Origin of the sequence: Serinicoccus chungangensis (genome assembly GCF_006337125.1) — a bacterium.
GTDB classification, from domain to species: Bacteria; Actinomycetota; Actinomycetes; order Actinomycetales; family Dermatophilaceae; genus Ornithinicoccus; species Ornithinicoccus chungangensis.
Genome location: NZ_CP040887.1, coordinates 2,160,524 through 2,181,664 on the forward strand (window position 1 = coordinate 2,160,524; position 21,141 = coordinate 2,181,664).

Below are 21,141 nucleotides of genomic sequence, written 5' to 3' on the forward strand. Positions count from 1 at the left end.
ACGATTAACGGCTCGCGCACGAGTGTTCCGGGGAACACCTCCGGTCAGTCGGGAGCGACCGACCGGCGGCATGAGCGAGCATGGCTGCTGTCGGCAGCAGAATGGGGTCATGACCATGACCTTGCTCGAGGGTGAACCCGCTGCGGGGCCTTGGCGGGCCCTCGACACTGCCGAGCTGGTCGATCACGTTTTACAGGTGGCCGGGCAGCCGCTGGGTCGGCCGCAGATCGTTGCCGTGGACGGCAGGGGAGCCTCAGGTAAGTCGACGCTGGCTGCTGAGCTGAAGCGTGCCGTCGCCCGTTCTGCGGTCGTCCACACGGATGACCTGGCCTGGCATGAGCCGTTCTTCGCCTGGGGGCATATGCTGCGCGAGGAGATTCTGGTGACACTGCACCGTGGGGAGGGTGTGCGGTTTCAGCCGCCGGCGTGGGGGCTGCATGGACGCGAAGGCGTGATCGAGGTTGCCGCGGAGGTGGACTTGGTCGTCATCGAGGGCGTCGGCGCAAGCCAACGCGAGTTCGAGCACTTCGTTGATGCCTCGATCTGGGTGCAGTCGGACTTTCAGGAGGCCGAGCGGCGGGGGATCGCTCGCGACATGGCCCAGGGTGTGAACGGGGATCGCGAGCAGACGATCGCGTTCTGGCACGAGTGGATGGCACATGAAGTGCGGTTTCTTGCCGAGCAACGTCCGTGGGAGCGGGCCTGCCTGGTGGTTGCCGGTTCCCCAACCATCGACCTCGATGAGGGGCAGTTCGCCGTAGCGCCTGCACCTTCGAACAACCCGTGGCTCTGATGGTAGGTGCCCCCGCATCTGCCAACGCGGCATGTCCGGACGCTTCAGCGCGCTCGGCGCGGCGCGCCTGTGCTCTCCTGCCGTGTACGGCCGCTCTCGCCTGGCGGTGCTTTGAGAGTCCATCGAGGGCTTGGTATGTGAGGGCCAAGCCACCTCGCACGGTAGGTCTGCTTGATGGCGCATCAGCGAACTCGTGGCCCGAAGCACAGGCAGATCGTGTAGTCGGCATCTCCTCTTGCTGGAGCGGCTTGCCCTATGATCCTCGGCATGAACGAGGAGTATCGGCATCCCAATCTTGTGTCGACTTCGGTAGGTGGTGCGCTAGGGGTCACTGCGTCTCTGCCATTCCTAGGGGAGCCGGCTGTCGCACAGTACGTTCAGGCCACAGTGACGCCTGCGGTTGCCGAGGCAGTCGAACGTCTATTGGTAGGTCCGCTGATCGACAAACTACGCAAGCGAAACGTTACTGCCCTCATCGGCGTTGCGGCCGATATGACCAGCGAGAGCGTCGAGGATTTCGCCGCTCAGATAAATGCTAGCCCCGTGGGTGCTAGATGCTTCGTGGAGGCTGCCCGGGCAGCCGAAATGACCGACTCCGCCGAGAAGTTAAAGGCCCTTGGGGCTTCGCTCTCCGCGCTTATGAAGGATCCTGCGCAGGTAGATGGCGAGATTTGGTTCATTCGCCAGGTCGCCAGAATTGAGACTTACCACATGCGAATACTGGGCAGTTGGATATTGACATCGGCTGAATGGGAAAAATTGAAGGCGCTGAACGGGGGCGGCTTTGGCAACAGGCAACTACTGGTGTGGTCGTCTTATGAGTTACGCTCAAGATCGAGGCTAGACTTGGCTAACGAGTTGGCCAACGAGCTCGCCCGAATCGGGTTCCTCGAAAGAGTAGACCCACAAAGAATGAATAGCGTCGTAACCGGGTTTGACTACTCCTCTATCCCGCAGGCTGCCCTCGGCGTTCGGGAGACGCATGACGCGTACGTCATGTCAAGCCTGGGATCTAAACTGCTTGACCGTGCCGGGGGATCGGCTATGTGGCAGGGCGGAGGGCGGATTATACGAGCCTAAGCTGTAGGTGGTCACTGGCAGGCGGCCTAAATCACACCACTTTCTGCAACACCTCCAGTGGGCCGCCTCGATCTGCACGGCTAAACAGACCGGCTCGTGCCGCCTCTCTCGTCTGCGTCGTTGCGGGTCGGTTATGCGGCAAGAGCGGATGCATGCCTGTGTTGCGGTGCCCGACCGGTTCACGCTTATTTAAATGGGGATACCTAGCGCAACGCCGCCGGCAGCGAGTGCGTTTGCTGTGACAGCTATGGCGACTTCGCTCGCGAAGTGGGACGCCCGCTCACGCCACGTCTGGGCAGCGCCGGTGTCGCCCCGCATCTCAACCTCGGCTGCCAGCAACAGAAGGGTGCCAGTGAACTGGGAAAACGCGGCGAGCGCAGCCGCATCGTCCCCTCGGTTTAGGGCGTCTTTAACGTCGTCGAGGGTCCCCAGAAGGTACCGCGACACATGTGCGCTGAAGCGCTCCTCGTTCTCAACGAACGAACGCGCCTGCTCTAGGATGCTTCGAACGACGTCTCTCTGAGGGTCAGGCATCTGACCTCGGTACGCCTCCGCCGTCTCGATCAGGGTAGCAAGACTTCGCAACAGCCGTATATTCCCATTGCTGATACCCGCCTGCCCGTTGGGTTGTGAGCTCCAGGCCGCGTCGAATGAGAATAGCGCGGCCTGCCATTCTGGCAACGCCTCCCGATAATGATCGACGTCGAGCCCCCTCTTTGACAGTCGCTCGATCCACGCGCGGGTTTGCGAGTAGAGGGAGATGGCGCGGTCGTGTTCTTCGTGGACGGTTGAACCACTCTTCTTGGCCTGCTCTCTCCTCACGCCCATCGGGCCGCTCGGCTTGGCCGACCGCCACGACTCAAGAAGCTCTGCCAGATCCCTCGCTGGGTTCCCCATGGGTCCAATGTACCGGGGCGACTCCCCTGAGCTAGTGAGGCAGGCAGCCACGAGGCGTTCTAGTCGGAGGGGAGGGGCCTCTCCGCCGTCGACAGCATGGACCGCTGAAGTAGGCGGGCTGTCTCGTGTTAAACGGCGTTGCGCGCGGCATGTGCGGAGGTTCCATACGAGCACTGCCACCCCGTGGGAACATCTGAGCATGCCGTGAATACCCTCCCGAAAGAATGAAGTGGAGCAAGGCGATCCCCGCCTCAATCCGTACGGGCGGCCCGACTCACTAGCCACGACGGCGAGGACGCCATGCTCTTTGTCCGCGTAGAGACGTGGTGGACGTCGACCGGCGGGCACCTGGAGTGGCGGCGGTGGTCGGAGCCGTACGAGGTCCAACACGGGTACTGCTGTTCGGCGACGGCGAGTTCACCGATTGGCTTATGGCTCGTGATGAGCTGCGGCGTGGTCTTGCTGACTGGTCCCGAGGTCGTTTGCGCTACGTCGTGAAAGTCTCGACGCGGAGTGGCTCGACGATTAGGCGTCTCGGCACGCGCGTGACCACCTGTTCGGGCTGGACCCGCTGTAAGGCGCGCACGCTTCGTCCAATCCTTCGCCGACACCGGCTACCCCCGCCTCTGACTCACCCCCGCGCGGCCCCACGATCTTTGCGGCATGTCAGTGCGTCTGCCGGCTGTTCCCTTCAGCAGTCCCTTTAGCCCCTAGCTGCTGCTTGGACATCAGCCCTGCAACGGAGCCCACAAGAAACGCGCAGCCAAGGATGAGAAGGGCCGAATGGCCGTCCAGCAAGTAGGTGACAACGCTCGCCACCGTCGCCATGACCATGGCGACGATCATCACCGTGCTCGCACGCAAGCGCCTCTACCTCCCCGTCGTGGAGATGAACCTATCGTCTGAAAGCCTTATGGTGGGTGCTCCAGGACACCCGGGTACAGCTCTACAGGATGGTCGAGTCGTCGCGTGACGCCTCCATCCTGAGGGGGTTGCAGGGAGGCTGGCGCGCCTCAGCTCGAGGGTTCCTCCAGGTTGTGCCCTACCTGCTTGGCGCGGCGCGACTTTCGCTCACGCCCGTCGACAACGATCATCGTGCCGCCTTGAACGAGCAAGCAGGCTGCCATGAGCCACACCCGCCAGTCGGCATCACCCCTAGCGATTCGGGGCCACTGGAGGGAGCTGGCGAACAGGAGTACAACCGCAAGAATGAGCCCGAACGTCCCGACCAATGGACGCGTCGAGTCCTTCGTCGCGGGTGTGCGGTCCGGTGCCACGGGGGTGACGCTACCAACGCGATGGGTTCCGCGGCCGTCACATCGGTGCCCGCCCTGCTGGCTCATTCGCTGGTCGGGCGGGCCGAATAGTCGTGGATGAAGTAGCAGGTCGCCGAGTCAGACTGGGCCAGGTCCCTCCCGAGAGAGACGTACCGTGGGGTGCCCTCGGCATCGAGGGCGACACGTCGGGCGACGCCGCCGCGGTTGACCTCCTCCACGATGTCCTCCAACGTCATCGCCGAGTCCACGACCAATTCGCTCATCGTGCTCTCGCCGAACCGGTCCCCGAGCGGCTCGATGGCGTTGACCTCGCCACCGGAGACGTCGATCTCGAAGGTGCCCAGGAACGCCCGTTCCCCGCACATGCTCGTCACCTGGAAGGTGTACGTGTCGGGGGCCGCCCAGTCGATGCGCCCGGCAGGTTCGACGGTCGGCAGGTGCCACCGGGCGGGCCCGGGCGTGCAGGCGGCGGTGCCGGCGGCCTCGGCGCCGTCCAGACAGGCAGCATCGACCAAGTCCCTACCCAGCGCGTCCGGCCCGAGCCGCACCTCAAGAGGGACCGTGTCGTTACCGGGACAGTCAGCGGCGCCGGACCGGGCCTCCACCGGGGTGCTGATGACGACCCTGTCGGGCTCTACCTCGATCACCGGGTCGAGAACGGGGCCGGTGACACCGCCTGCACACCCCAACCGGGTGACCAAAAGACTGACCACGGCGCCATCCTCTGTCACTTCTGGTGCGCTGCCGATCTGCCACGTCGCCGCGTCCCCCTCACGGGCTAGGCCTTCCGCTGCTCCGGGGGCGGTGGCCGAGCCGGTTGCGCAGCCCGACAAGCTCAGCGACAGGACTACGACCACGACACCCCACAGGGAGCGCCGCACCCGATCACCCCGTCCAGCAACCCCGCCATGGTCCATGGCCACCTCCAGTCGTCGATGCACTTCGGACTCCCCCCTCCCGGACGGGGTTCCCACACACGACCCAAGGCCTATCACCCGGGAAGATGCCGACCCGAAACGCCACCCGCACACAGGACCGCGCTTCACACGCGCCACCACGGGCAACCAGCGGCAAATGAGTGTGGTGGCACCTGAGCGATGGGACTGCTTGTCTACACTCCCCGCCGCGACTCGTGACCGCTGAAATCGGTCAACGGGCGTGGTCAGTTGTCGGCGTTGTGTTGCTCGAGTAGCGGCCTAACGATCTCTAGGTCGACTGGCGGGATCCGACGGTCTGCATCGATGTAGGTGCCATCTGAAGCTTCTGTGAGAACGGCCACTGGATAGTACGTGTCTCCGCTCTTGGCCAGAAAGAGGAGGGCTTGCAGATGCGGCGTGACTCGAGGTCCGCAGGGGTCGGTTCCGGGCCGGGCCTCCGCTGCCACGACGTGGACCTTGTCCTCGAGTGGCGAGTCCAACGCGTCGGTGATGGCGATGTCCCATCCGCTTGCCCCCGGTGGCGCCCCCGCGGCTGTGCTTTTGGCCTCCCCCAACTCCGAGACTCCCTGAATTGCAACATCGGTGTCGGCGAGGGCGGCCTCAACTGTGCCGTAGCTCGGGTAGGACGCGGCACAGTCTCCGATCAATTCTGTGGCCGCCGCGGTGCCCGAGGCGTTGGAGGCAGGATTCTCGGGAGGTGCTTGACCGCCGCATGCAGACAGAAGAACTACGGTTGCGGTGAAGGCCAGGGCCACGCCCACGCTGGTGTGCCTCACATCGGTACTCCGTTCCTTGGGGCCTGAGCGAGCGGCGATTGGCAGCACAGTCTTCTGACTCAAGTTTGCAACGATAGGTTGCACCGCATACTCACACTGCGCGGAGTCCGTAGGGCCTCCAGCCGCTCGCACCCAGAGCGGCAATGGCGTGCGACCACACTCCTGGCGGCAGAAGAGTGCACCACCCGGTGACAACACGCTCGCCGCCGGTCGCGCCTGGACCCAGGATGAGGTAGAGGAGCAGCTAGATTCTGGCCTCATGTCCTACACCGTCGCGCGGCGCAAGCCCACCGTCGAGGAGCACCGTCGATTGTCTGAGTCCGTCGGCTGGGCCGACGCCTTCTGGTGGGAGGCGATGCCCGCGTCCTTGGCCGGCTCTACCTGCGGTGTGGTGGTCCATCAGGACGGCGGTGAGCTCGTGGGGATGGGGCGGGTGGTGGGAGACGGTGCCTTCTACTTCTACATCCAGGACGTGGTGGTGCATCCGGACTATCAAGGCTGCGGGGTAGGACGGACCATCGTGGACGAGCTCGTGGACCAGATCAGGCAGCAGGCGCCGGGCCACTGTTTTGTCGGCCTCTTTGCCACACCGGCCGCAGAGACGCTCTATCGGAAGCTGGGGTGGGGAGAGCAGGAGATGCTCGGTATGTGGAAGGTCGTCAGGGACTGACGTGTGGGCGAATGCGCGTCGACCGTCGGGATGACGGTCAGTCAAAGCACCAGCCGTCCTCGGCGCGGCAGATGCGCGCCTCTGGCGGCCTTTCACAGTGGCCTCAATCTGCGCTCGACCCCGTGGGGGGACACACCCGTGTGGTGGCCTGCCAGTCGCAGGGACGCGTCGCCCCACTACCCGGACGCGCAGCCGGGCGGTGTTGCTTGCTGGCGCTGCATACGCTTGTACCCGTGTCGTCGATTTCTGTGCTGTCGCTCCACGGTGTTCGGGTACTCGGTCACGCCACAGCCCGGCAGGTCGGGGAACTGTACGGGCTTGACCCGGGGGACGTTCAGGAGAACCTTCTGGATGCCGAGGCGCGCGGTTTGGCCCGTCGCCCCGCCTATACCGACGGCAGCGGCTGGTCGATGACGGACCTGGGGCGGCGGCAGGGCGAGCAGATGTTGAGCGATGACCTCGATGCTCACGGCACACGGCAGAACGTGGTGGATGGGCACGGGCGCTTTCTGCCACTGAATGAACGTCTCGGCCCACTCATGACGCGCTGGCAGCTCAGGCCTACAGACGATGATCCGCTCGTGCTCAACGACCACTTGGATGCCGGATACGACCGGGCGATTCTTCGCGAGCTGGACCGTCTCGTGGCCGAGCTGGGGAACGTTATGGCGGTGCTTGCCGCCGAGGTGCCCCGGTTCGGGGTTCACCAACCGCGCATGGACGCAGCCCTGGCACAAGCCTGGGATGGAGACCACCGATGGGTCGACTCACCAGAGGTGGCTGCGGTGAATCTTGTCTGGATACAGCTGCACGAGGACTTCCTGGCCACCCTCGGCATCACGAGGGGGACAGAGTTCTAAGGGCACGAGCGAGCCGTCAAGACGAAGCAATCAGACTGCGCAGGTCGCGGCAAAGTCGGACGAGCGTAGCCGTCCTCCACGCGGCAGAAGCGTACTTCCAGGGCGGGCATCGCCGTGGAGCATGGCGTTCAGGTCGCTGTGGCTTCTTCACGATACGTATCTGCTTGCCGGATCGTTAAGTAGCGAGTAGGTTCTTCTGATGGAGCCGCTACCAGACACGCGAAACGGGGACTCGAGGTCGCCATCTGGGGCCGCCGGCCGAGATCGGCACACCGGAGTGGGCGAGGCGGGTCCGGTGGCGCTGTGGGCGGTGCTGCTCGGTATGTTCATCGTCGCGTATCTGCGCCTCGGTCTACAGATGTGGACTGGGATCCGCGGGCTGCTCGTCGTGGTGGGCTTGATCGTGCTGGGGCTGTCCCTCAACCTGGCCCGAGCCCGTTCCAGGACCACCCGACCGCGGCACTACAACCTGATTGAGGGGATCGCCGTGCTGGGCGCCGTGGTCGGAGCCAGTCTCGTCTCCTCCGTGCTAGGTGCCCCTGGAGGGGCCCAGGTCTCCTGGGGCGTGGCCGTGGCAGCAGCTTCCTTCCTCGTCGCGCCGTTGCTGGGGTGCGCAGCGTGGCTAGGGGTGCGGGCCCGGTGAGCCTGGGAGCGGCCATGAGCCGGCTGGACGACGTCGTCCATTCACCGGTGCGGTTCACCATCATGGCTGCACTGTCCACGGTCGACGACGCGACCTACCAGATCCTCAAGCAAGAACTCGACGTCAGCTACGCGCTGCTGTCCAAGCATGCCGGAATCCTGGAGGACCACGGATACCTGAGGGTGCACAAGTCGTTCCTGGCCAAGAAGCCGCAGACGGTCTTTGCCCTCACCCCCCAGGGACGCCAAGCCTTCAACCACCACGTGCAAGCCCTCGATGAGATTCGCCACGGCCTCTGACCCGCATGGTCCACCCATCTTCACCACGTCGACGAGCGACCAGCGGCCTGGTCGGACGCTACGCGTTCACAGCGGCAGAACAGTGCTTCGCAGCCTCTTGCGGCTTGGTCGGCCAGCTAGTGCTCTGCGGCAAACCTCTTCAGTTCCTCAATGCCGAGCTCCTCATCTGAGTTCACCAGGAGTTCCTGCACATCCGCGGCGAACGGAAGTTGCAGGGGAGAAGAGCTGGCCGCGGCGTCGGGGTACAGCGAAACGCCAGGGTGCAACGAGGTGAGGAGGCCTGCCACCTGTATGTCCGACCGGTCGCACTGTTGGGCGCCACGGAACCTCGCCACGTCACTCGCAGCGACCAGCACCGTGCGTGCTTCTTTACTGAAGGGCCGCATATATCTCCTCGACATTCAGTGGTGGCGTCCTTCCCCAACTCGTAGTGACGATCCTGTCACGATTGACGCTCTGAGCGCGGCAGATCCGTGCGCCTGGTTGCTCCTGCGAGCGTCGGCGCCGACAGCTGGGGATCTTGCGGCATGCGGTGTAGCTGGGGGTCGGGGTCGACCGGAGATGCAATGTCCGCCGCTGGGTGGTTGCCTGTGTGCCAATCCGGCAGAAAGGCTTCGACCGACGTGGACATCAACCTGCTCCTGGCATTATTTGCTGGGGCGCTCTTGACCTTTGCCGCTTTCTCGACGGTGCTGCAGCGGGCCAGCCTGCCCGGTCCGCTGCTATGCCTGTGCTTCGGAGCAATGATCGGCCCGCACGCCCTGGACCTCATGCGGATCGAGGACTTCGGGGTGCCGACCGGGACCTTGCTCGAGCATGCGGCCAGGATCACCCTGGCGGTGGGGCTGGCCGGCGTCGCGCTGCGCCTGCCGCACGGCTACTGGCGGGCCAACGCCCGCTGGATCGTCACCATCATCGGGCTAGGAATGCTTCTCATGCTCGTCCTGGCCACGGGTGTGGCGTGGTGGGGTCTCGGAGTGCCGTTCCTGGTGGCACTGCTGGTGGGCGCGATCGTGACGCCGACGGACCCGGTGGTCACGACCCCCATCGTGACCGGGTCGCTGGCTGAGGAGAAGGTGCCCGAGAAGGTGCGGCACAACCTCTCGGCCGAGAGCGGGATCAACGACGGCCTGGGCTACCTCTTCGTCATGCTGCCCGTCCTGCTGATCACCAAGCCCGACCAGGCGTGGCAGGAACTGCTGACCAAGGTCCTGCTGCGGGAGGTGGTGGGCGCGGCAGTGGTCGGTGCCGTCGCCGGCCTCGCCCTGGGAAAGTTGTTCGTCCTGGTCCGAGACCACGGGCTGATGGAGGAAAGCTCCTACCTGGCGTTCATCGTTCCGCTGTCTCTCGTGCTGCTGGGCGGTGGCAAGCTGCTGGGCACCGACGCACTCCTCGCCGTGTTCGTCGGTGCCGCCGTGTTCGGTCAGGTCATCCCCCAACGTGAGGAGGCAGAGGAGGACAAGGTGCACGACGCCGTCGCCCGCCTCTTCCTGCTGCCGATCTTCATCCTGTTGGGCCTGGCACTACCCATCGACGAGTGGGCCGGACTGGGCTGGCCGGCGGTCGCCATCCTCACGGGAACCGTCCTGCTCCGGCGCCTGGCAACGATCTGGGCACTATGGCCTCTGCTCAAGAGCGTGCATGACCGTAGCGAGACAGTCTTCCTCAGCTGGTTCGCCCCCATCGGCGTCTCGGCACTGTTCTACGCCACCCTGGCCGAACGGCACACCGGCAACCACGACATCTTCCTCTACGCCACCCTGGCGATCACCATCTCGGTCCTGCTCCACGGCCTCACCTCCGCGCCCTTCAGCGCCTGGCTGCACGCTCACGAACCAGAACGACGCGAAAAGCAAGAAGAACCAGCCGGATGACATGCCGATCGGTCAACGTACAACGTGGCTCTCCATGTAGGCCACGCCAATGCCACCTGATGCGGCAGTTGTGTGCGTAGTCGTCTGTAATACACTTGGCGTGTGAGCGAAGCGTTCGACCTGGAAGCGCTCGATGACATCGAGCCCTTCGAGATCGACCAGCAAGCCGCTCACCTGTTCAAGCATCCGCACCTGGGGATGGGCGACGTGATCGATGCGTGGAGCAGCGACCCGCTGTTCTACCCGGCCAGGCCGCCCGCTCACTGGTTGATGCTCGCGGAAGTCAGTGCTCGAGTACTCATCGTGCCGCTGGCTCCATCTCGGTCGGGCGATCCGAGCAAGTGCCGACCGATCGGCTGCTACGAGGCGTCTTCGGGCCTCGCCGCTACGTACCGGAGGGACCGTGATGAGCACTGACAACAGCCGGCCGATGACGCCGGAGCAGGAGTACGAGTTCTACGCCGACCCGCGTAACCAGGAGCCCCAGGGGCCTGCGCGTCGTCGCAAGCGCCCATTGAGCGCACCCGTGCCGGTGCGCTTCCCAGCGGATCTGCTCGAGGAAGTCAAGCGCGCTGCGGAAGCCGACGACCGTTCAGTCTCCGCCTGGATCCGTCGGGCTGTCGAGCACGAACTGTCTCGCCCCGCCTGACCGGGTGAGCCCAGCACGCGGCCAGCGGCAGAGGCGTGCGTCATCGATGGACGCTAGATCGGGGCAGCGATCGCGAGCCCCCCGGTTAGGAGCAACGCCACCCCGGTGAGTGCGCATACCCTGCCCGCGCCAGTAGTGCTCATGTCGTCCCCGTCTGCCGTGGGGCGGTCGGTGCCGTAGATGACGGCGAGGCCGAGCGCGAGAACGATGGGGAGCAGTATGTAGAGAAGGCTCTGGTAAAGCCACGCGTACGGTACGAAGTGCACTGCTCCGGCGAGGGAGAAGAGGAGCGGAACCAAGGTGTAGCGGCCTCGCACCGTCAGCACGATCAGCAGCGGCAGGACGAGTAGTTGAGAAACAGAAATCAGGATCCCTAGCTGGGTGATGAGCTCGCCACCCGGTCTTGTCTCGAACATCCCTAGCCAGGCCGAGATGCCGAGTGCGACGGGTAGGGCGACCATCCCCTGAAACAAGGTGGCCGTTACCGCCCACTTGGGCTCGGTGGCGCGCCACAGTGCGGCGCAAGCCAGCCAGGTCGTGCCGTACGCGAGGAGGAAGACCGCCCCGCTGTAGTTGCTTCGCGCGAGATCGACCAGGGCTTCTTCGAGGCCAGACATGGACATGAGTATTGCCGAACGGACGACGCAGACGTCCTGAGCGCGGCAGAAGCGTGCGTCAGGCGGCTGCGTGATCTGGGGCCTGACGGTCCTTACGTAGCCATCTAAATAGGTGGAGCAGCGACTGATGGATCGCAACTCCGACAGCGGTGTTCAAGGCAGCGAGGCCAGCTGCTCCGAGGAACTCAGTGGGTGACTCGATGATGTTGTCGAACCACAGAAGCAGCGGCCAGCCCAGGGTCCCGACCACGAGGCAGATCTTCCACCAGCGGCCCAGGACCAACCCGAACAACAGCATCGTGGGAATCATCGGCCCCTCCTCAGATCCTCACCGTACGCCTTGAGACCCGGTCATGGCCATGTTGCCACCAGCGGCAAAGTCGGACGAGCGTAGCCGTCCTCCCCCGCGGCAAAGTCGGACGAGCGCAGCCGTCCTCCCCGCGGCAGTACAGGGTGGTTCGTTTCCATGATGTGAGCGGTCGCCAGTGCGAGACGGCGGAGTCTTTGATATGGCCCCCAGGCGCGCTGGCGGGTTCAGCCTTATGGCGCGACTATTGGTTTGGTGAAGGCGGGTAGGGCGTTATCAACGTCGTCGGCAACGGCGCGCGAGACGCAACCCCGGCGTCAGAAGCGGGGTCGATCTGGCGCATTGATGCCGTACCTGGCCTTGGCTTGCTCCCTGATGTGTTGCTCGGCGGCGCCTTTGCCGAACTTGCCTGGCCCGAATAGGTGGACGAGAGCCACAAGAATGACCAGCAGGAGCAGTCCCAGTGGTAGGTAGTCCTTCGCGGTGATGGCCCACGCAATCAGGGCGAGTGCTGCGAAACCGTACGCCAGGGCAGCGGTTCTGGTCATCATCTTTTTCTCCTCACTCGTGGTCGCTACTGTAGTTGGGCGGCATGGTCGCGATTGTCTGCACTGACTCGGCATGGCCGCCGCGCGTGTCGGAGTTGTCTCCTTCTGGCCCGTGCCTCACGAAGAGTTAGGGCGGGGTGATTCCGCCCTCGAGGAGGATCCTGGCGGGCCGTTCCTGGCTTTCGGGCTGAATGAGGATACGCGGGCCGCTGTCCAGAAGGTGTTGCCAGGCGGATGGCTCTTGCCAGGGGAGGTTGGGGCAGTTCTGCTCGGTCTGCGCGTCGTCGATGCCGGCCGTCGCGTCGACCTCCTCGGTGCTCCACGCGCCGGTGATCGTGACGTTCCCGTCAATGAGGTCACCCGGGGCGTGCAGTTCCTGGCGGCACAGGTCCACCGTCCAGGTGGTGCCGTCGTAACGCAAGACTGGCCCGTCCTGCACAGGTGCGACGCCACGTTGGTCGAGGAGGTACCAGGTGCCCTGAACCACTTCGGCGGTGCCCGGGATCAGGCCTTGCTGCGGGTTGACGAGGGACAGGTCCTCGAGCTGCTCCGGTGGAATGCTGGTGAGGGTCAGGACCGTTGGGCCGGTCTCCTTCGGCAGGCCGGCGGAGGGGATGATGAGCTCCTCCACCACGGTCCCGGTGACGAGGAGCTGCCCGTCGGCCCAGGCCAGTCTCGGTAGCGAGGCCGCCCGGGCGTTATCGCTGGAGATGGAGACGTCGGGCAGATTCAGCAGCAGGTCACCTGGGTGGATCGCTGCTGTCGGCTGACAGTCGGTGCCCTGCTGCCGGGTCGGCAGGCTCATCCCGGCCTGAAGAAGACCAGCAGAAAGGGTGGCATCGGTGTAGGTCTGCACCGAGCAGCCGTCGGAGACGACGACCGCGTGGTCGGCGGTGACGCTCACCGGGCCGCCAAGATCCAGCATCCCCGGATTGGTAGCGCTGGCCAGGCCGTGCGAGGTGTCGACGGTGAAGTCCACCGGCTCGAGTTCGACACCAGCAAGCTCCTGCCAGCCGCTCACGGGTCCGTCCGGTCCCGGCTCACCCTGAAGCACGTCGAAGACGATCCGGTAGTCCTGGCCGTCGGCAACCGGAGCGCTGGTGATCGCAGCGTCATCAGCTGGCGGGGGTGCGCTCACCTCCCCGCCGCCCAGCGACCACGCCGTGGCGATCGCTGCCGCGCTGGCCGCCGCACCGGCACCTGTAAGGGACCAGACGCGCGTTCGGGAACGGCGGCGTCCGCCGGCCCACGCCACGAACGTCAGGTCCTCCGCGGGAGCGCCCACGGCCCCTCGCCGCAACAGGTCCTTGATCTCGTCGTAGTCGTGCTCAGACATCCGTGCTCACCTCGCTCAACAGTTCTCGCATGCGCGCCAGACCGTTGCTGGTCTGGCTCTTGACGGTGCCCTCGCTGATCCCCATCGTCTGGGCCGTCGTCGCCACGTCCAGGTCCTCGAAGTAGCGCAGCACCACCACCGCCCGGGTACGGGGCGGCAGCTGCTGCAGCACCTGTCGTACCGCGATCGAGTCCGCCCACGACCGGCCGTCGACATCGACCTGCTCGGGCGGATCTTGCGTGGCCAGCTCCGCACCGTGCCGGCGCCACCGGTCGACGTGCACCGTGTACAGGACACGACGGGTGTACGCCAATGGCATTCCGTCGCGGACCTTCGACCACCGGGCCGCGGTCCGGGTCAGCGCCTCCTGCACCAGGTCGCGGGCCACCTCACGGTCACCGCACAGTAGGAACGCCGCCCGCTGCAACGTCAGCTGGTGCGCGCCCACGAAAGCGGCGAAGTCGTCCTCAACCTCGATCACTGGACTCATGGGCACCTCCTCTCACCCTGTCCCAACGGCAAAATCGCCACATCGGTTGGGTGGTCACCGGAAGAATCTCGGTTTGGGGACGTTCGCCTGACGACGAAACGCCCAGGGCAGACACCTGAGGCCACCGACCGGACGCCCCAATCGCCCCTGCACAGACGGGCGAGACCCAACGCAACGACAGCGGCAGAAGAGGACGTCTCGGCCCCGCCCGCGTGGGCCCGTCTTGCAGTGATGTCCTGGAGCTACTCACCCTCGTGAGGGTCAACGCTTCGATGCCAATCGTCATGCGCCTGCAAATAGTCGAGCGCGACCATGGCGCCGCACCTGGTGCATACGTGCGCGCTCATCCTGACGACCCGCACCCAGTACGGCAGGTCTCGCTTGAACAATCCCATGGGCACAGCATGCCTGCTCCCGGGTTGACTCCGCGCAGGCGGATGACGAACCGCGGAGGTGACCAAGTGACCAGAGGCATGAGCGTGTGGGTCGACAGGGCATGCCGCTAGCATGGTCGGGTAACTCAGGCCGGAGAGGCTTGGGGAGGTTTTGGAGCCTCGGCGGTTACGCAAGTAGGCGGAATGGTGCTGGCTCTGATCGACTGCTTTAGTTAGGAGACTCGGTGTTCGACTATTCTCGGCGTACAAAATTCTATGCCGCAGCAATTCTAATCGCCGCTGGGTGCGCATTGATACTGGCCGGCGCTGTCTTCCAGGTAGGCGGATCGAGCAATATGATCAACATGTCCCTGGTGTTGGGGTCAACCATCTTCCTAGTCCCCGGCGGAGGCTTTCTGATGGCAGGGATATTAGCGAACAGAGATCAGTTTCCAAGTAAGTGATCTGTCGAGTTCCGCGAAACTACGACCCCATCCCTATGGGTGCGCGCACAACGGCCCGCGTGGCTCAAGGCCTCGCGAGCCGTCCTGTATTCGGCGTGTCCGGCCCGCGCAGGAGGGGCGCTCCAAGCATCCGACTCTCGGCATGACAGTGATGTATCGACCGAGTCCTTCCGCACTCTCGTGGTGGATACGGTCAGCGTGACGGACCACGAGGTTGCCGTGAAGTGCTGTCATGGAGTCGTTGGCGCTCTGCCAGTCGTTGACCGGACCGGAGCCTGTCGCTGGCCGCGTCTGCGGTGGCGGTAGAGGACACGGGTGACGGTTCTGCCAGCCGGTGCATGAGCCGAGACTGGTGCCTGGCTGCCTGGGGTTCTTTGGTCTGCGGCCCCGTCGGGTCGGCCTCGCTGGGTGGGATGTCGTGGGCAGCTCGCCAGACGGCGAGGTCGCCGATCAGCCGGTCGTCAATGTCCGGGGGCAGGGTCCGTTGCCAGGGCACCCGGGGGGAAGCGCCGGCCTGCTGGGCTTCGTCGGCGACCCGCTGCTGCAGGTCGCCGAGGTGCTGGCTAAGCCGGTCCAGATAGCTATCCGTCTCTCTGTCTTGCCGAAGGGCGGGCGGGACGGCGGGCAGCCAGGGCAGGGGCGCGTCCCGGTACGACGGTGGGGTGGTGCCGGCGATACGCCACGCGAGGACGGCGGCGGGGTCGTCAGCCTCACTGAAGGATCGCTCGCCGTCGTACCAGGTCGCGTCCCGCAGGACGGTCTGTGGTGGGGTGCCGTCTACCCAGCGCAGCGCGAGCTGCCCGCGCAGGTGGGGGTATGCCGGTTGGTCGGTGAGGCCGGGCATCCACCGTTCCAGCGCACCGTCCAGGGCCGTCATGTGCTCGCGGCCGAGGTGTTGCTGGGCCAGAACCGGGAGGGCGTCCTGGTAGGCCAGCACCGCTTGGCGCAGCAGCTGTGCAGCGTCGCCTCGTTCGGTGGTCGTGGCCGAGTGGGCGCGGCCATCGCGGGCGAGGATGTCGGTGAGGATCTGCCGCGGCTCCACGGCCACGTCCTGGACCTCCAGCCCGACACCGTCGCCGCTCATGGTGGGCCCATTCAGGTATAGGTCGTTGGACTGTCGCCCACGAGAGACGGCAACGTACAGGGCCTGTCGGGTCTCGGTGCCGGTGAGAACGGTGTGGGTGGTGTCGACGGTCGCGCCCTGGGCGCCGTGGATGGTGCTGGCGTACCCCAGCTGGACTTGCTCGGCCACATACCCGGCCGGAAAAACGAAGTTAGCGGGCTTCCTCGCTCCGTCGTCGTGGTGGCGTTGGACGCTGACGCCCCCATCGGGGTGGACGGCGGTGACCCGCCACCGGTCCCCGTTCTTGACCCACGACCCGTCCGCGGCGCGCTGGCTGCGGTCGTTGCGGCGCGTGACCACGGTGTCACCGGCACTGGCACGGGTGCCGTCGCCCAGGGTCACCTCGCGCCCTGACGGCTCCGCGGTGCTGTCGAGGCGGTCTTGGCGGGCGCGGTGGTTCAGCTCGCGCACGGTGTCCCGGGTCGCGGCCAGCAGCAGGCTAGACAGCCCGGCCTGCTGGTCGGCCTTCCAGGCCGCGTACGCGGCGTCGGCCACGTCCGCGGTGTCGTCGGTGTGGACCCGGTCGCGGTCGAGGTAGTGGTCCAGGGCGGCGGGGTCGCCGTCGCGGATCGCGAGGGTGGCTGCTCCTTCAGCGGGGTCGGTGAACCGGTGCAGCTCGGTCAGCATGGCGGTGGTGCCGTGCGCGTGCCCCTGCTCGGCCAGGTCCCGGAGCACCCCACCGGCCGCGACCGCGGCCAGCTGCTGATCATCCCCCACCAGGCGCACACTGGCGCCGGCGTCTATGACGTGCCGGACCACGGCCGCCAGGTCGCGGGTGCCGGCCATCCCGGCCTCGTCGATGACCACCAGCGTCCCCGGCCCCACCGCACCACCCATGGTGGGCGGTGAATCCTTGCCGGCTGAGGCACCTGCCGTGACGTGGTCGTGGAGGTGCTTGGCGAGGGTGTCGGCGGGGATGCCAGTGGCCCGGCCGAGCTCGTCGGCGGCGACCGCGGTCGGCGCCAGACCCAGCACGGTGCCGCCGGAGGCTTCCCACGCGCGTGCTAGTACACGTAGCGCCGCGGTCTTGCCCGCCCCCGCCGGTGCCAAAGCGACCTGCACCCGGCACCCGCTCGTGGCCAGGCTGCGGACCATCGCGGCCTGAGACCGGTCCAAGCCCGGACGCTCTGTGTTCGCGGCAGCCAGGGCGGTCTCGACCGCATGGGGGTCGACCTGGCGGCCGTCGCGGCGCAGCGCGAGGGACAACATCTCGTCCTCCGCGGCCAGGATCGCTTTGGAGGTGTAGGCCTGGCTGCCGTGCACGATGTGGGCGGACTGCCCGTCCGGGCGGCGCAGCACCCCCGGCTCGCCCAGCTCTGGTGGCACCCCGACCGGCACCGAGAAGCCGTGCAGGACCCACCGCTCGACCTCACGGGCGTGCTCCTCGAGCGTGTCCAGGGGGACCTGGGCGGCGCGGAGCTGGCGCTGGGTCTCGGCGCGCACATGCCACACCTGCCACGTCGCCCGCGACCCCTCCAGCACCGACACCACCCGCGACGCGAGGATCTGCGGACGCACCGCCCTGCTGCGCTCCGACGGTGTGCGCCCCCAGGGCGCCCCCACCCACCGACCTGCGGCGATACCCGGATTTGGGCCATCTTCCTGGGTGCGCCCCCGGCTCTCCGGTGGGCGCCCCCGCCCCGCCCCCAGTGCGCCCTCGACCATCCCCTCCGGGTTGCGCCCCTGCCGGGCGAGCACGGCGGTGGCCTGCGCCCACCAGGCCCGGCGTTGTTCGGCCTCGGAGCGGGGTTCGTGCTTGCCCGGGCGGGTCTCCAGGTTCGCCTGCTGCGCCAACGCCAACGACTCCACCGCCGTCGGCGCCCGGCCGTGAGCATCCCGGAACGCGGTGGCCAGGTCGCGCTGCCGGGCCTCGATCGCCTCCCGCCGCGACGACCACGCAGACAGCAACACGGGGTCGATGCCGTCGATCTCCCGCACCGCACGTCTCCCCTGCGGTGAGGGACGCTCGACGAAGGCCACCCCGAGTCGCTGCATCAGGCCGGCTTCGAGGTGGGTGTTGTAGTGCTCGGAGGCCATGACCTTGGCCTTGAACAGCATCCGCCCGTCCAACGTCAACCACCGTCCGCCCTCCTCCGCCAGCGACTGCACCTTGTTCGAGACCACGACGTGGGTGTGCAGGTCCGGGTCCCCGGTGCGCGAGTCGCGGTGGTCGAACGCCGCCGCCACCAACCCGACCACGGGCACCTGACGAATCCCGCCCTTGCCCACCCGCGTGAACGCGACCTCCTTCTCCAGCATGGCCAGCGTCGAGCGGACCGCATCCCGGTGGGCGGCCTCCACCTGCTGGGCGACCTCCGGACTAGCGAGGGCCCAGAGGGTCGAGACCGACTTCACCGGCGAGAACGTCAGGTCGAACCCCGCCACCGGCACCTGCGCCGGCCGCGACGCCCGCGCGACGAACCTCGTCAGCTCGTCCTCGTCCACCGGTGCCCGACCGAGCTGTTCCAAGAAGACGTCCCGGGCGACTCGGGTGCGGATCCGCGCCCGCTCGTCCGCCGGGATCGGAGCGTTCCACGCCAGACCCCTGGCGGTGTTGTGCTCGCTGAACGCACGAGCGGTGACCTGCCGCAAGGTCGTCTCCTCGAACGTCGGGAACGCCCGCCCCAACCCGCCCCACCCGTTCGCTGCCGCGTGGGGTTCACCGGAGCGCGGGTGGCGGCCCTGCCCAAACAGCAACCGCATCTGCTCCTCGGTCACCACGTCCCCGGGCTGCAGGTCGAGCCCGGCCAGGCCGGCCCCGAGCCACCGCCCCGGCGCCTCGCCCTTCTCCTCGTAGTACGACGCCAACCCGGCCTGCCGGCGCTCCGTCGCATCGTGCTGGGCGACCTGGCCCGTCAGGTAGGTGTACCCACTCCCCGCGGCCAGCTTGTGCAACGTCATCACACTTACCAAAAGCCACCATTCCCGCCGCGGGCGTTCACCAATTCCGAGACGGACACCACCGAGTGCACCAGGTGTGTTCCTCGATCTTCGCTCTGCCGGGGGTGCTCATCAAGCGTGACCAGCGCGGCGCCATGAAGGGGACCGGAGCTGCTCAAGTCGAACGCTCGCGCGTGATCTGCCGAGGTGCTCCATGGCTACTGCGTCTTGAGGTTCGGGCTACTTCACGCAGAGGTGGATGTCTGGGTTAGACGCTGGATTGGTCGTCGAGCCGATGGGCTGATGGACTAATTGTTGGGCTCCATCGTTTGGCGCCGACGGGCCAGCCGAGTCTTGTCCGGCCGCGCGGAACCCTTCAAGTCAGGCTGCAAGCCGATGGCCGTCGAGACGCGTCACTAATGGAGAACGCCTGCCCCCGGTCATGGGGTGCGGAGGATGCGGACGGGGTCTCGGGTGGCGGCGTAGAGGGCGGGGGGTATGGCGGCGGTGGTGGCGGCGATGAGGGCGAGGGTGGCCGTGCCGGTGGTGAAGTCGGCTGGGGGGATGGTGTCCTGGCCGAGGCGGGCGGCCAGGGCCAGGCCTGCCGCGACGCCGAGGGCGGCGCCGAGGATGGCGGGGGCGAGGGTGCGGCCGATGACGAGGGTGATGATGGTGGCCCGGGTGGCGCCCAGGGCGCGGCGGCGGCCGAGGTCCTTGCGGCGGACGAGGACGTCGGCCAGGACGACGATCGCCACGAGCAGGGCGCCGCCGCCGAGCACCCCGAGCAGTAGGGTCGCGCCGAACGCGGCGAGGTCACCGGTGACCTGGGCCTGCAGGTCGGCCAACGAGACGGGGGAGGTGATGGTGACCGCGTCCGGGGTGGGCGGCTCGACCAGCGCCAGGACACTGGCTTGAGTGGTCTGCGCGGCCGCGGCGTCGGTCAGCACCACCTGCAGGGTGTCTACCGGTTGGTCGGCGGGCGCGACGTACAGCACCCCCGCGGCGTAGTCACCGAACGGGTCCCGGGGGGTGAACGTCCCGACGACCGACCAGTCGTCGACCTCGCTGGTCGAGGCCAACGCGACCCACCCGAACGGGTCGGCCATCCCGAGCTGTGTCATCGCGGTGTCGGTGACGATAGCCTCCCCCGGGCCTGGCCACCGCCCGGCCTGCAGGTCGGCGACCGCGGCCAGGTCACCGTGCACACCCCACGCGGGCACCCGGGTCCCGCCTTGCCCGATGACTCCGTTGACGACATCGACCGGGATCAGGGTCCCCACCCCACGCTCGACCGTCGACAGGGTGCTCGCCTGGTCCACCACCGTCGGCGGCAGCAGACCCTCACCGCGGGCGTCCGCGACGGCCAGGACCCGCGACCCGGCCTCGTCCAACCGGTCGGTGAGCTGTTGCTCCGCGGCGGCGGTGCGGCCCACGGTCGCGATCGTCGCTGCGCACATCACCGCGACCAGCAACCCGACCAGTGCCGAGGGGACCTTGGACGCCCACGCCGTCGCGGCCGCCTCCCGCACCACCAGCACCCACCTCACAGCGCCAGCACCTCATCCGCGTGGTCCAGCACGAACGGGTCGTGCGTGGCGATGACCACCGTGCGTCCCTCGGAAGTCCCCCTGTCGGGTCCTGAGCCTGCCTCGTTGGCAGCGTTCTCTGCGGCCTGGTCGGCGCCGCCGGCGGCTGCGGACAACGCGGCCAGCACCCCGGCGGCGTTGTCCCGGTCCAGGTTGCCGGTCGGCTCGTCAGCCAGCACGACGACCGGGTCGGTCACCAGTGCCCGGCACACCGCGACCCGTTGCGCCTGGCCACCGCTGATCTCTCCCGGCCGGTGTCCCGCCCGCGCCTTAACCCCCATCTGCTCGAGCAACTCTGACCCGCTGGCCCGGGCATCGCGCAGCCGCCACCCGGCATACAGCGCCGGCTCGATGACCGAGTCCAGCACGGTCCGGGTCGGGTCCAACGCCGCGTCCTGGAACACGAACCCGATGCGGTGCGCCCGCACCCGTGCCCGCGCCGCGTCCGGCGCGGCCGAGACCGCCTCGCCCTCCAGCAGCACCCGCCCCTGCGACGGGGTCAACATCAGGCCCAGCACGTACAGCAACGTCGACTTGCCCCGCCCCGACGGTCCCGTCACGGCCGTCACCACCCCTGGGGTGAACACGTGGGACAACCCCCCGAACAGCTCCTCAGCACCTTTCGCGTACGCGAACGACACACCCTCCAGGGCCAGCACG

Annotated in this window: 22 protein-coding genes; 9 read left to right on the forward strand and 13 right to left on the reverse strand. The window is 66.9% G+C overall.

Annotated elements, in window-relative coordinates; all coding sequences use genetic code 11:
- Positions 1–109: 109 nt before the first annotated feature.
- Both FHD63_RS09835 and FHD63_RS09840 read left to right on the forward strand, forming a co-directional pair.
- On the forward strand, positions 110–793 hold the full coding sequence (locus FHD63_RS09835; protein ID WP_022920022.1) for a uridine kinase family protein: 684 nt from the start codon (positions 110–112) through the stop codon (positions 791–793).
- A gap of 267 nt (positions 794–1,060) precedes the next feature.
- The gene (locus FHD63_RS09840; protein ID WP_139721909.1) at positions 1,061–1,873 is read left to right on the forward strand and encodes a hypothetical protein; all 813 of its coding nucleotides are present in this window, start codon (positions 1,061–1,063) and stop codon (positions 1,871–1,873) included.
- 189 nt (positions 1,874–2,062) lie between these two features.
- Here FHD63_RS09840 and FHD63_RS09845 read toward each other — a convergent pair whose 3' ends face one another.
- From FHD63_RS09845 to FHD63_RS09860, 4 genes are all read right to left on the reverse strand, one after another.
- Positions 2,063–2,770, reverse strand: coding sequence for a hypothetical protein (locus FHD63_RS09845; RefSeq protein WP_139721910.1), 708 nt, complete (start codon positions 2,768–2,770; stop codon positions 2,063–2,065).
- Positions 2,771–3,436: 666 nt separating this feature from the next.
- Positions 3,437–3,619 (reverse strand): hypothetical protein, encoded by a 183-nt coding sequence (locus tag FHD63_RS09850; RefSeq protein WP_139721911.1) that lies wholly within the window; start codon positions 3,617–3,619, stop codon positions 3,437–3,439.
- A gap of 490 nt (positions 3,620–4,109) precedes the next feature.
- Positions 4,110–4,988, reverse strand: a complete 879-nt coding sequence (locus tag FHD63_RS09855; RefSeq protein WP_139721912.1) for a hypothetical protein — start codon at positions 4,986–4,988, stop codon at positions 4,110–4,112.
- A gap of 221 nt (positions 4,989–5,209) precedes the next feature.
- A complete protein-coding gene (locus FHD63_RS09860) occupies positions 5,210–5,746 on the reverse strand; it encodes a hypothetical protein (protein ID WP_139721913.1) in 537 nt (178 codons plus the stop codon).
- A gap of 274 nt (positions 5,747–6,020) precedes the next feature.
- Between FHD63_RS09860 and FHD63_RS09865 the strand changes: the two genes are divergently transcribed.
- From FHD63_RS09865 to FHD63_RS09880, 4 genes are all read left to right on the forward strand, one after another.
- On the forward strand, positions 6,021–6,431 hold the full coding sequence (locus FHD63_RS09865) for a GNAT family N-acetyltransferase (RefSeq protein ID WP_134774227.1): 411 nt from the start codon (positions 6,021–6,023) through the stop codon (positions 6,429–6,431).
- Positions 6,432–6,664: 233 nt separating this feature from the next.
- Positions 6,665–7,291, forward strand: a complete 627-nt coding sequence (locus FHD63_RS09870) for a transcriptional regulator (protein WP_139721914.1) — start codon at positions 6,665–6,667, stop codon at positions 7,289–7,291.
- 295 nt (positions 7,292–7,586) lie between these two features.
- Complete coding sequence (locus FHD63_RS09875; RefSeq protein WP_139721915.1) at positions 7,587–7,934, forward strand: hypothetical protein; 348 nt, start codon at positions 7,587–7,589, stop codon at positions 7,932–7,934.
- 14 nt (positions 7,935–7,948) lie between these two features.
- Positions 7,949–8,233, forward strand: coding sequence for a winged helix-turn-helix domain-containing protein (locus FHD63_RS09880; protein ID WP_139721916.1), 285 nt, complete (start codon positions 7,949–7,951; stop codon positions 8,231–8,233).
- Positions 8,234–8,349: 116 nt separating this feature from the next.
- Here FHD63_RS09880 and FHD63_RS09885 read toward each other — a convergent pair whose 3' ends face one another.
- On the reverse strand, positions 8,350–8,589 hold the full coding sequence (locus FHD63_RS09885; RefSeq protein ID WP_139721917.1) for a hypothetical protein: 240 nt from the start codon (positions 8,587–8,589) through the stop codon (positions 8,350–8,352).
- Between the two features lie 267 nt (positions 8,590–8,856).
- Between FHD63_RS09885 and FHD63_RS09890 the strand changes: the two genes are divergently transcribed.
- From FHD63_RS09890 to FHD63_RS09900, 3 genes are all read left to right on the forward strand, one after another.
- Positions 8,857–10,107 carry a cation:proton antiporter domain-containing protein gene (locus FHD63_RS09890; protein WP_139721013.1) on the forward strand — a complete coding sequence of 417 codons (1,251 nt, stop codon included), beginning with the start codon at positions 8,857–8,859 and terminating at the stop codon, positions 10,105–10,107.
- A 102-nt stretch (positions 10,108–10,209) separates the two neighbouring features.
- Positions 10,210–10,524 carry a hypothetical protein gene (locus tag FHD63_RS09895; protein WP_139721918.1) on the forward strand — a complete coding sequence of 105 codons (315 nt, stop codon included), beginning with the start codon at positions 10,210–10,212 and terminating at the stop codon, positions 10,522–10,524.
- The gene (locus tag FHD63_RS09900; protein ID WP_130014915.1) at positions 10,514–10,756 is read left to right on the forward strand and encodes a YlcI/YnfO family protein; all 243 of its coding nucleotides are present in this window, start codon (positions 10,514–10,516) and stop codon (positions 10,754–10,756) included. Before FHD63_RS09895 ends, FHD63_RS09900 begins: the two co-directional genes overlap by 11 nt.
- A 53-nt stretch (positions 10,757–10,809) precedes the next feature.
- Here the strand turns inward: FHD63_RS09900 and FHD63_RS09905 are convergent, their stop codons facing one another.
- The 8 genes from FHD63_RS09905 to FHD63_RS09940 all read right to left on the reverse strand — a co-directional run bounded on the left by FHD63_RS09905 (position 10,810) and on the right by FHD63_RS09940 (position 21,140).
- On the reverse strand, positions 10,810–11,373 hold the full coding sequence (locus tag FHD63_RS09905) for a DUF7010 family protein (protein WP_139721919.1): 564 nt from the start codon (positions 11,371–11,373) through the stop codon (positions 10,810–10,812).
- Between the two features lie 58 nt (positions 11,374–11,431).
- Positions 11,432–11,683, reverse strand: coding sequence for a hypothetical protein (locus FHD63_RS09910; RefSeq protein ID WP_139721920.1), 252 nt, complete (start codon positions 11,681–11,683; stop codon positions 11,432–11,434).
- Between the two features lie 314 nt (positions 11,684–11,997).
- The gene (locus FHD63_RS09915; protein WP_139721921.1) at positions 11,998–12,231 is read right to left on the reverse strand and encodes a hypothetical protein; all 234 of its coding nucleotides are present in this window, start codon (positions 12,229–12,231) and stop codon (positions 11,998–12,000) included.
- Positions 12,232–12,355: 124 nt separating this feature from the next.
- Complete coding sequence (locus tag FHD63_RS09920; RefSeq protein ID WP_139721922.1) at positions 12,356–13,564, reverse strand: hypothetical protein; 1,209 nt, start codon at positions 13,562–13,564, stop codon at positions 12,356–12,358.
- A complete protein-coding gene (locus FHD63_RS09925) occupies positions 13,557–14,054 on the reverse strand; it encodes a SigE family RNA polymerase sigma factor (protein ID WP_139721923.1) in 498 nt (165 codons plus the stop codon). The genes FHD63_RS09920 and FHD63_RS09925 overlap by 8 nt, the downstream gene beginning before the upstream one ends.
- A gap of 1,031 nt (positions 14,055–15,085) precedes the next feature.
- Positions 15,086–18,916 carry a MobF family relaxase gene (gene mobF, locus FHD63_RS09930; protein WP_139721924.1) on the reverse strand — a complete coding sequence of 1,277 codons (3,831 nt, stop codon included), beginning with the start codon at positions 18,914–18,916 and terminating at the stop codon, positions 15,086–15,088.
- A 419-nt stretch (positions 18,917–19,335) separates the two neighbouring features.
- On the reverse strand, positions 19,336–20,442 hold the full coding sequence (locus FHD63_RS09935; protein WP_058889710.1) for an FtsX-like permease family protein: 1,107 nt from the start codon (positions 20,440–20,442) through the stop codon (positions 19,336–19,338).
- Complete coding sequence (locus tag FHD63_RS09940) at positions 20,439–21,140, reverse strand: ABC transporter ATP-binding protein (RefSeq protein WP_139721925.1); 702 nt, start codon at positions 21,138–21,140, stop codon at positions 20,439–20,441. Before FHD63_RS09940 ends, FHD63_RS09935 begins: the two co-directional genes overlap by 4 nt.
- Between the last annotated feature and the right edge of the window lies 1 nt (position 21,141).

What these genes read in the sequence shown, in the direction of transcription:
- FHD63_RS09865 (WP_134774227.1), top strand. Translation starts at nt 6,021, where the DNA reads ATGTCCTACACCGTCGCGCGGCGCAAGCCCACCGTCGAGGAGCACCGT.
- mobF (WP_139721924.1), bottom strand. Translation starts at nt 18,916, where the DNA reads ATGACGTTGCACAAGCTGGCCGCGGGGAGTGGGTACACCTACCTGACG.
- FHD63_RS09840 (WP_139721909.1), top strand. Translation starts at nt 1,061, where the DNA reads ATGAACGAGGAGTATCGGCATCCCAATCTTGTGTCGACTTCGGTAGGT.
- FHD63_RS09845 (WP_139721910.1), bottom strand. Translation starts at nt 2,770, where the DNA reads ATGGGGAACCCAGCGAGGGATCTGGCAGAGCTTCTTGAGTCGTGGCGG.
- FHD63_RS09900 (WP_130014915.1), top strand. Translation starts at nt 10,514, where the DNA reads ATGAGCACTGACAACAGCCGGCCGATGACGCCGGAGCAGGAGTACGAG.
- FHD63_RS09835 (WP_022920022.1), top strand. Translation starts at nt 110, where the DNA reads ATGACCATGACCTTGCTCGAGGGTGAACCCGCTGCGGGGCCTTGGCGG.
- FHD63_RS09905 (WP_139721919.1), bottom strand. Translation starts at nt 11,373, where the DNA reads ATGTCTGGCCTCGAAGAAGCCCTGGTCGATCTCGCGCGAAGCAACTAC.
- FHD63_RS09915 (WP_139721921.1), bottom strand. Translation starts at nt 12,231, where the DNA reads ATGATGACCAGAACCGCTGCCCTGGCGTACGGTTTCGCAGCACTCGCC.
- FHD63_RS09910 (WP_139721920.1), bottom strand. Translation starts at nt 11,683, where the DNA reads ATGATTCCCACGATGCTGTTGTTCGGGTTGGTCCTGGGCCGCTGGTGG.
- FHD63_RS09880 (WP_139721916.1), top strand. Translation starts at nt 7,949, where the DNA reads ATGAGCCGGCTGGACGACGTCGTCCATTCACCGGTGCGGTTCACCATC.
- FHD63_RS09925 (WP_139721923.1), bottom strand. Translation starts at nt 14,054, where the DNA reads ATGAGTCCAGTGATCGAGGTTGAGGACGACTTCGCCGCTTTCGTGGGC.
- FHD63_RS09920 (WP_139721922.1), bottom strand. Translation starts at nt 13,564, where the DNA reads ATGTCTGAGCACGACTACGACGAGATCAAGGACCTGTTGCGGCGAGGG.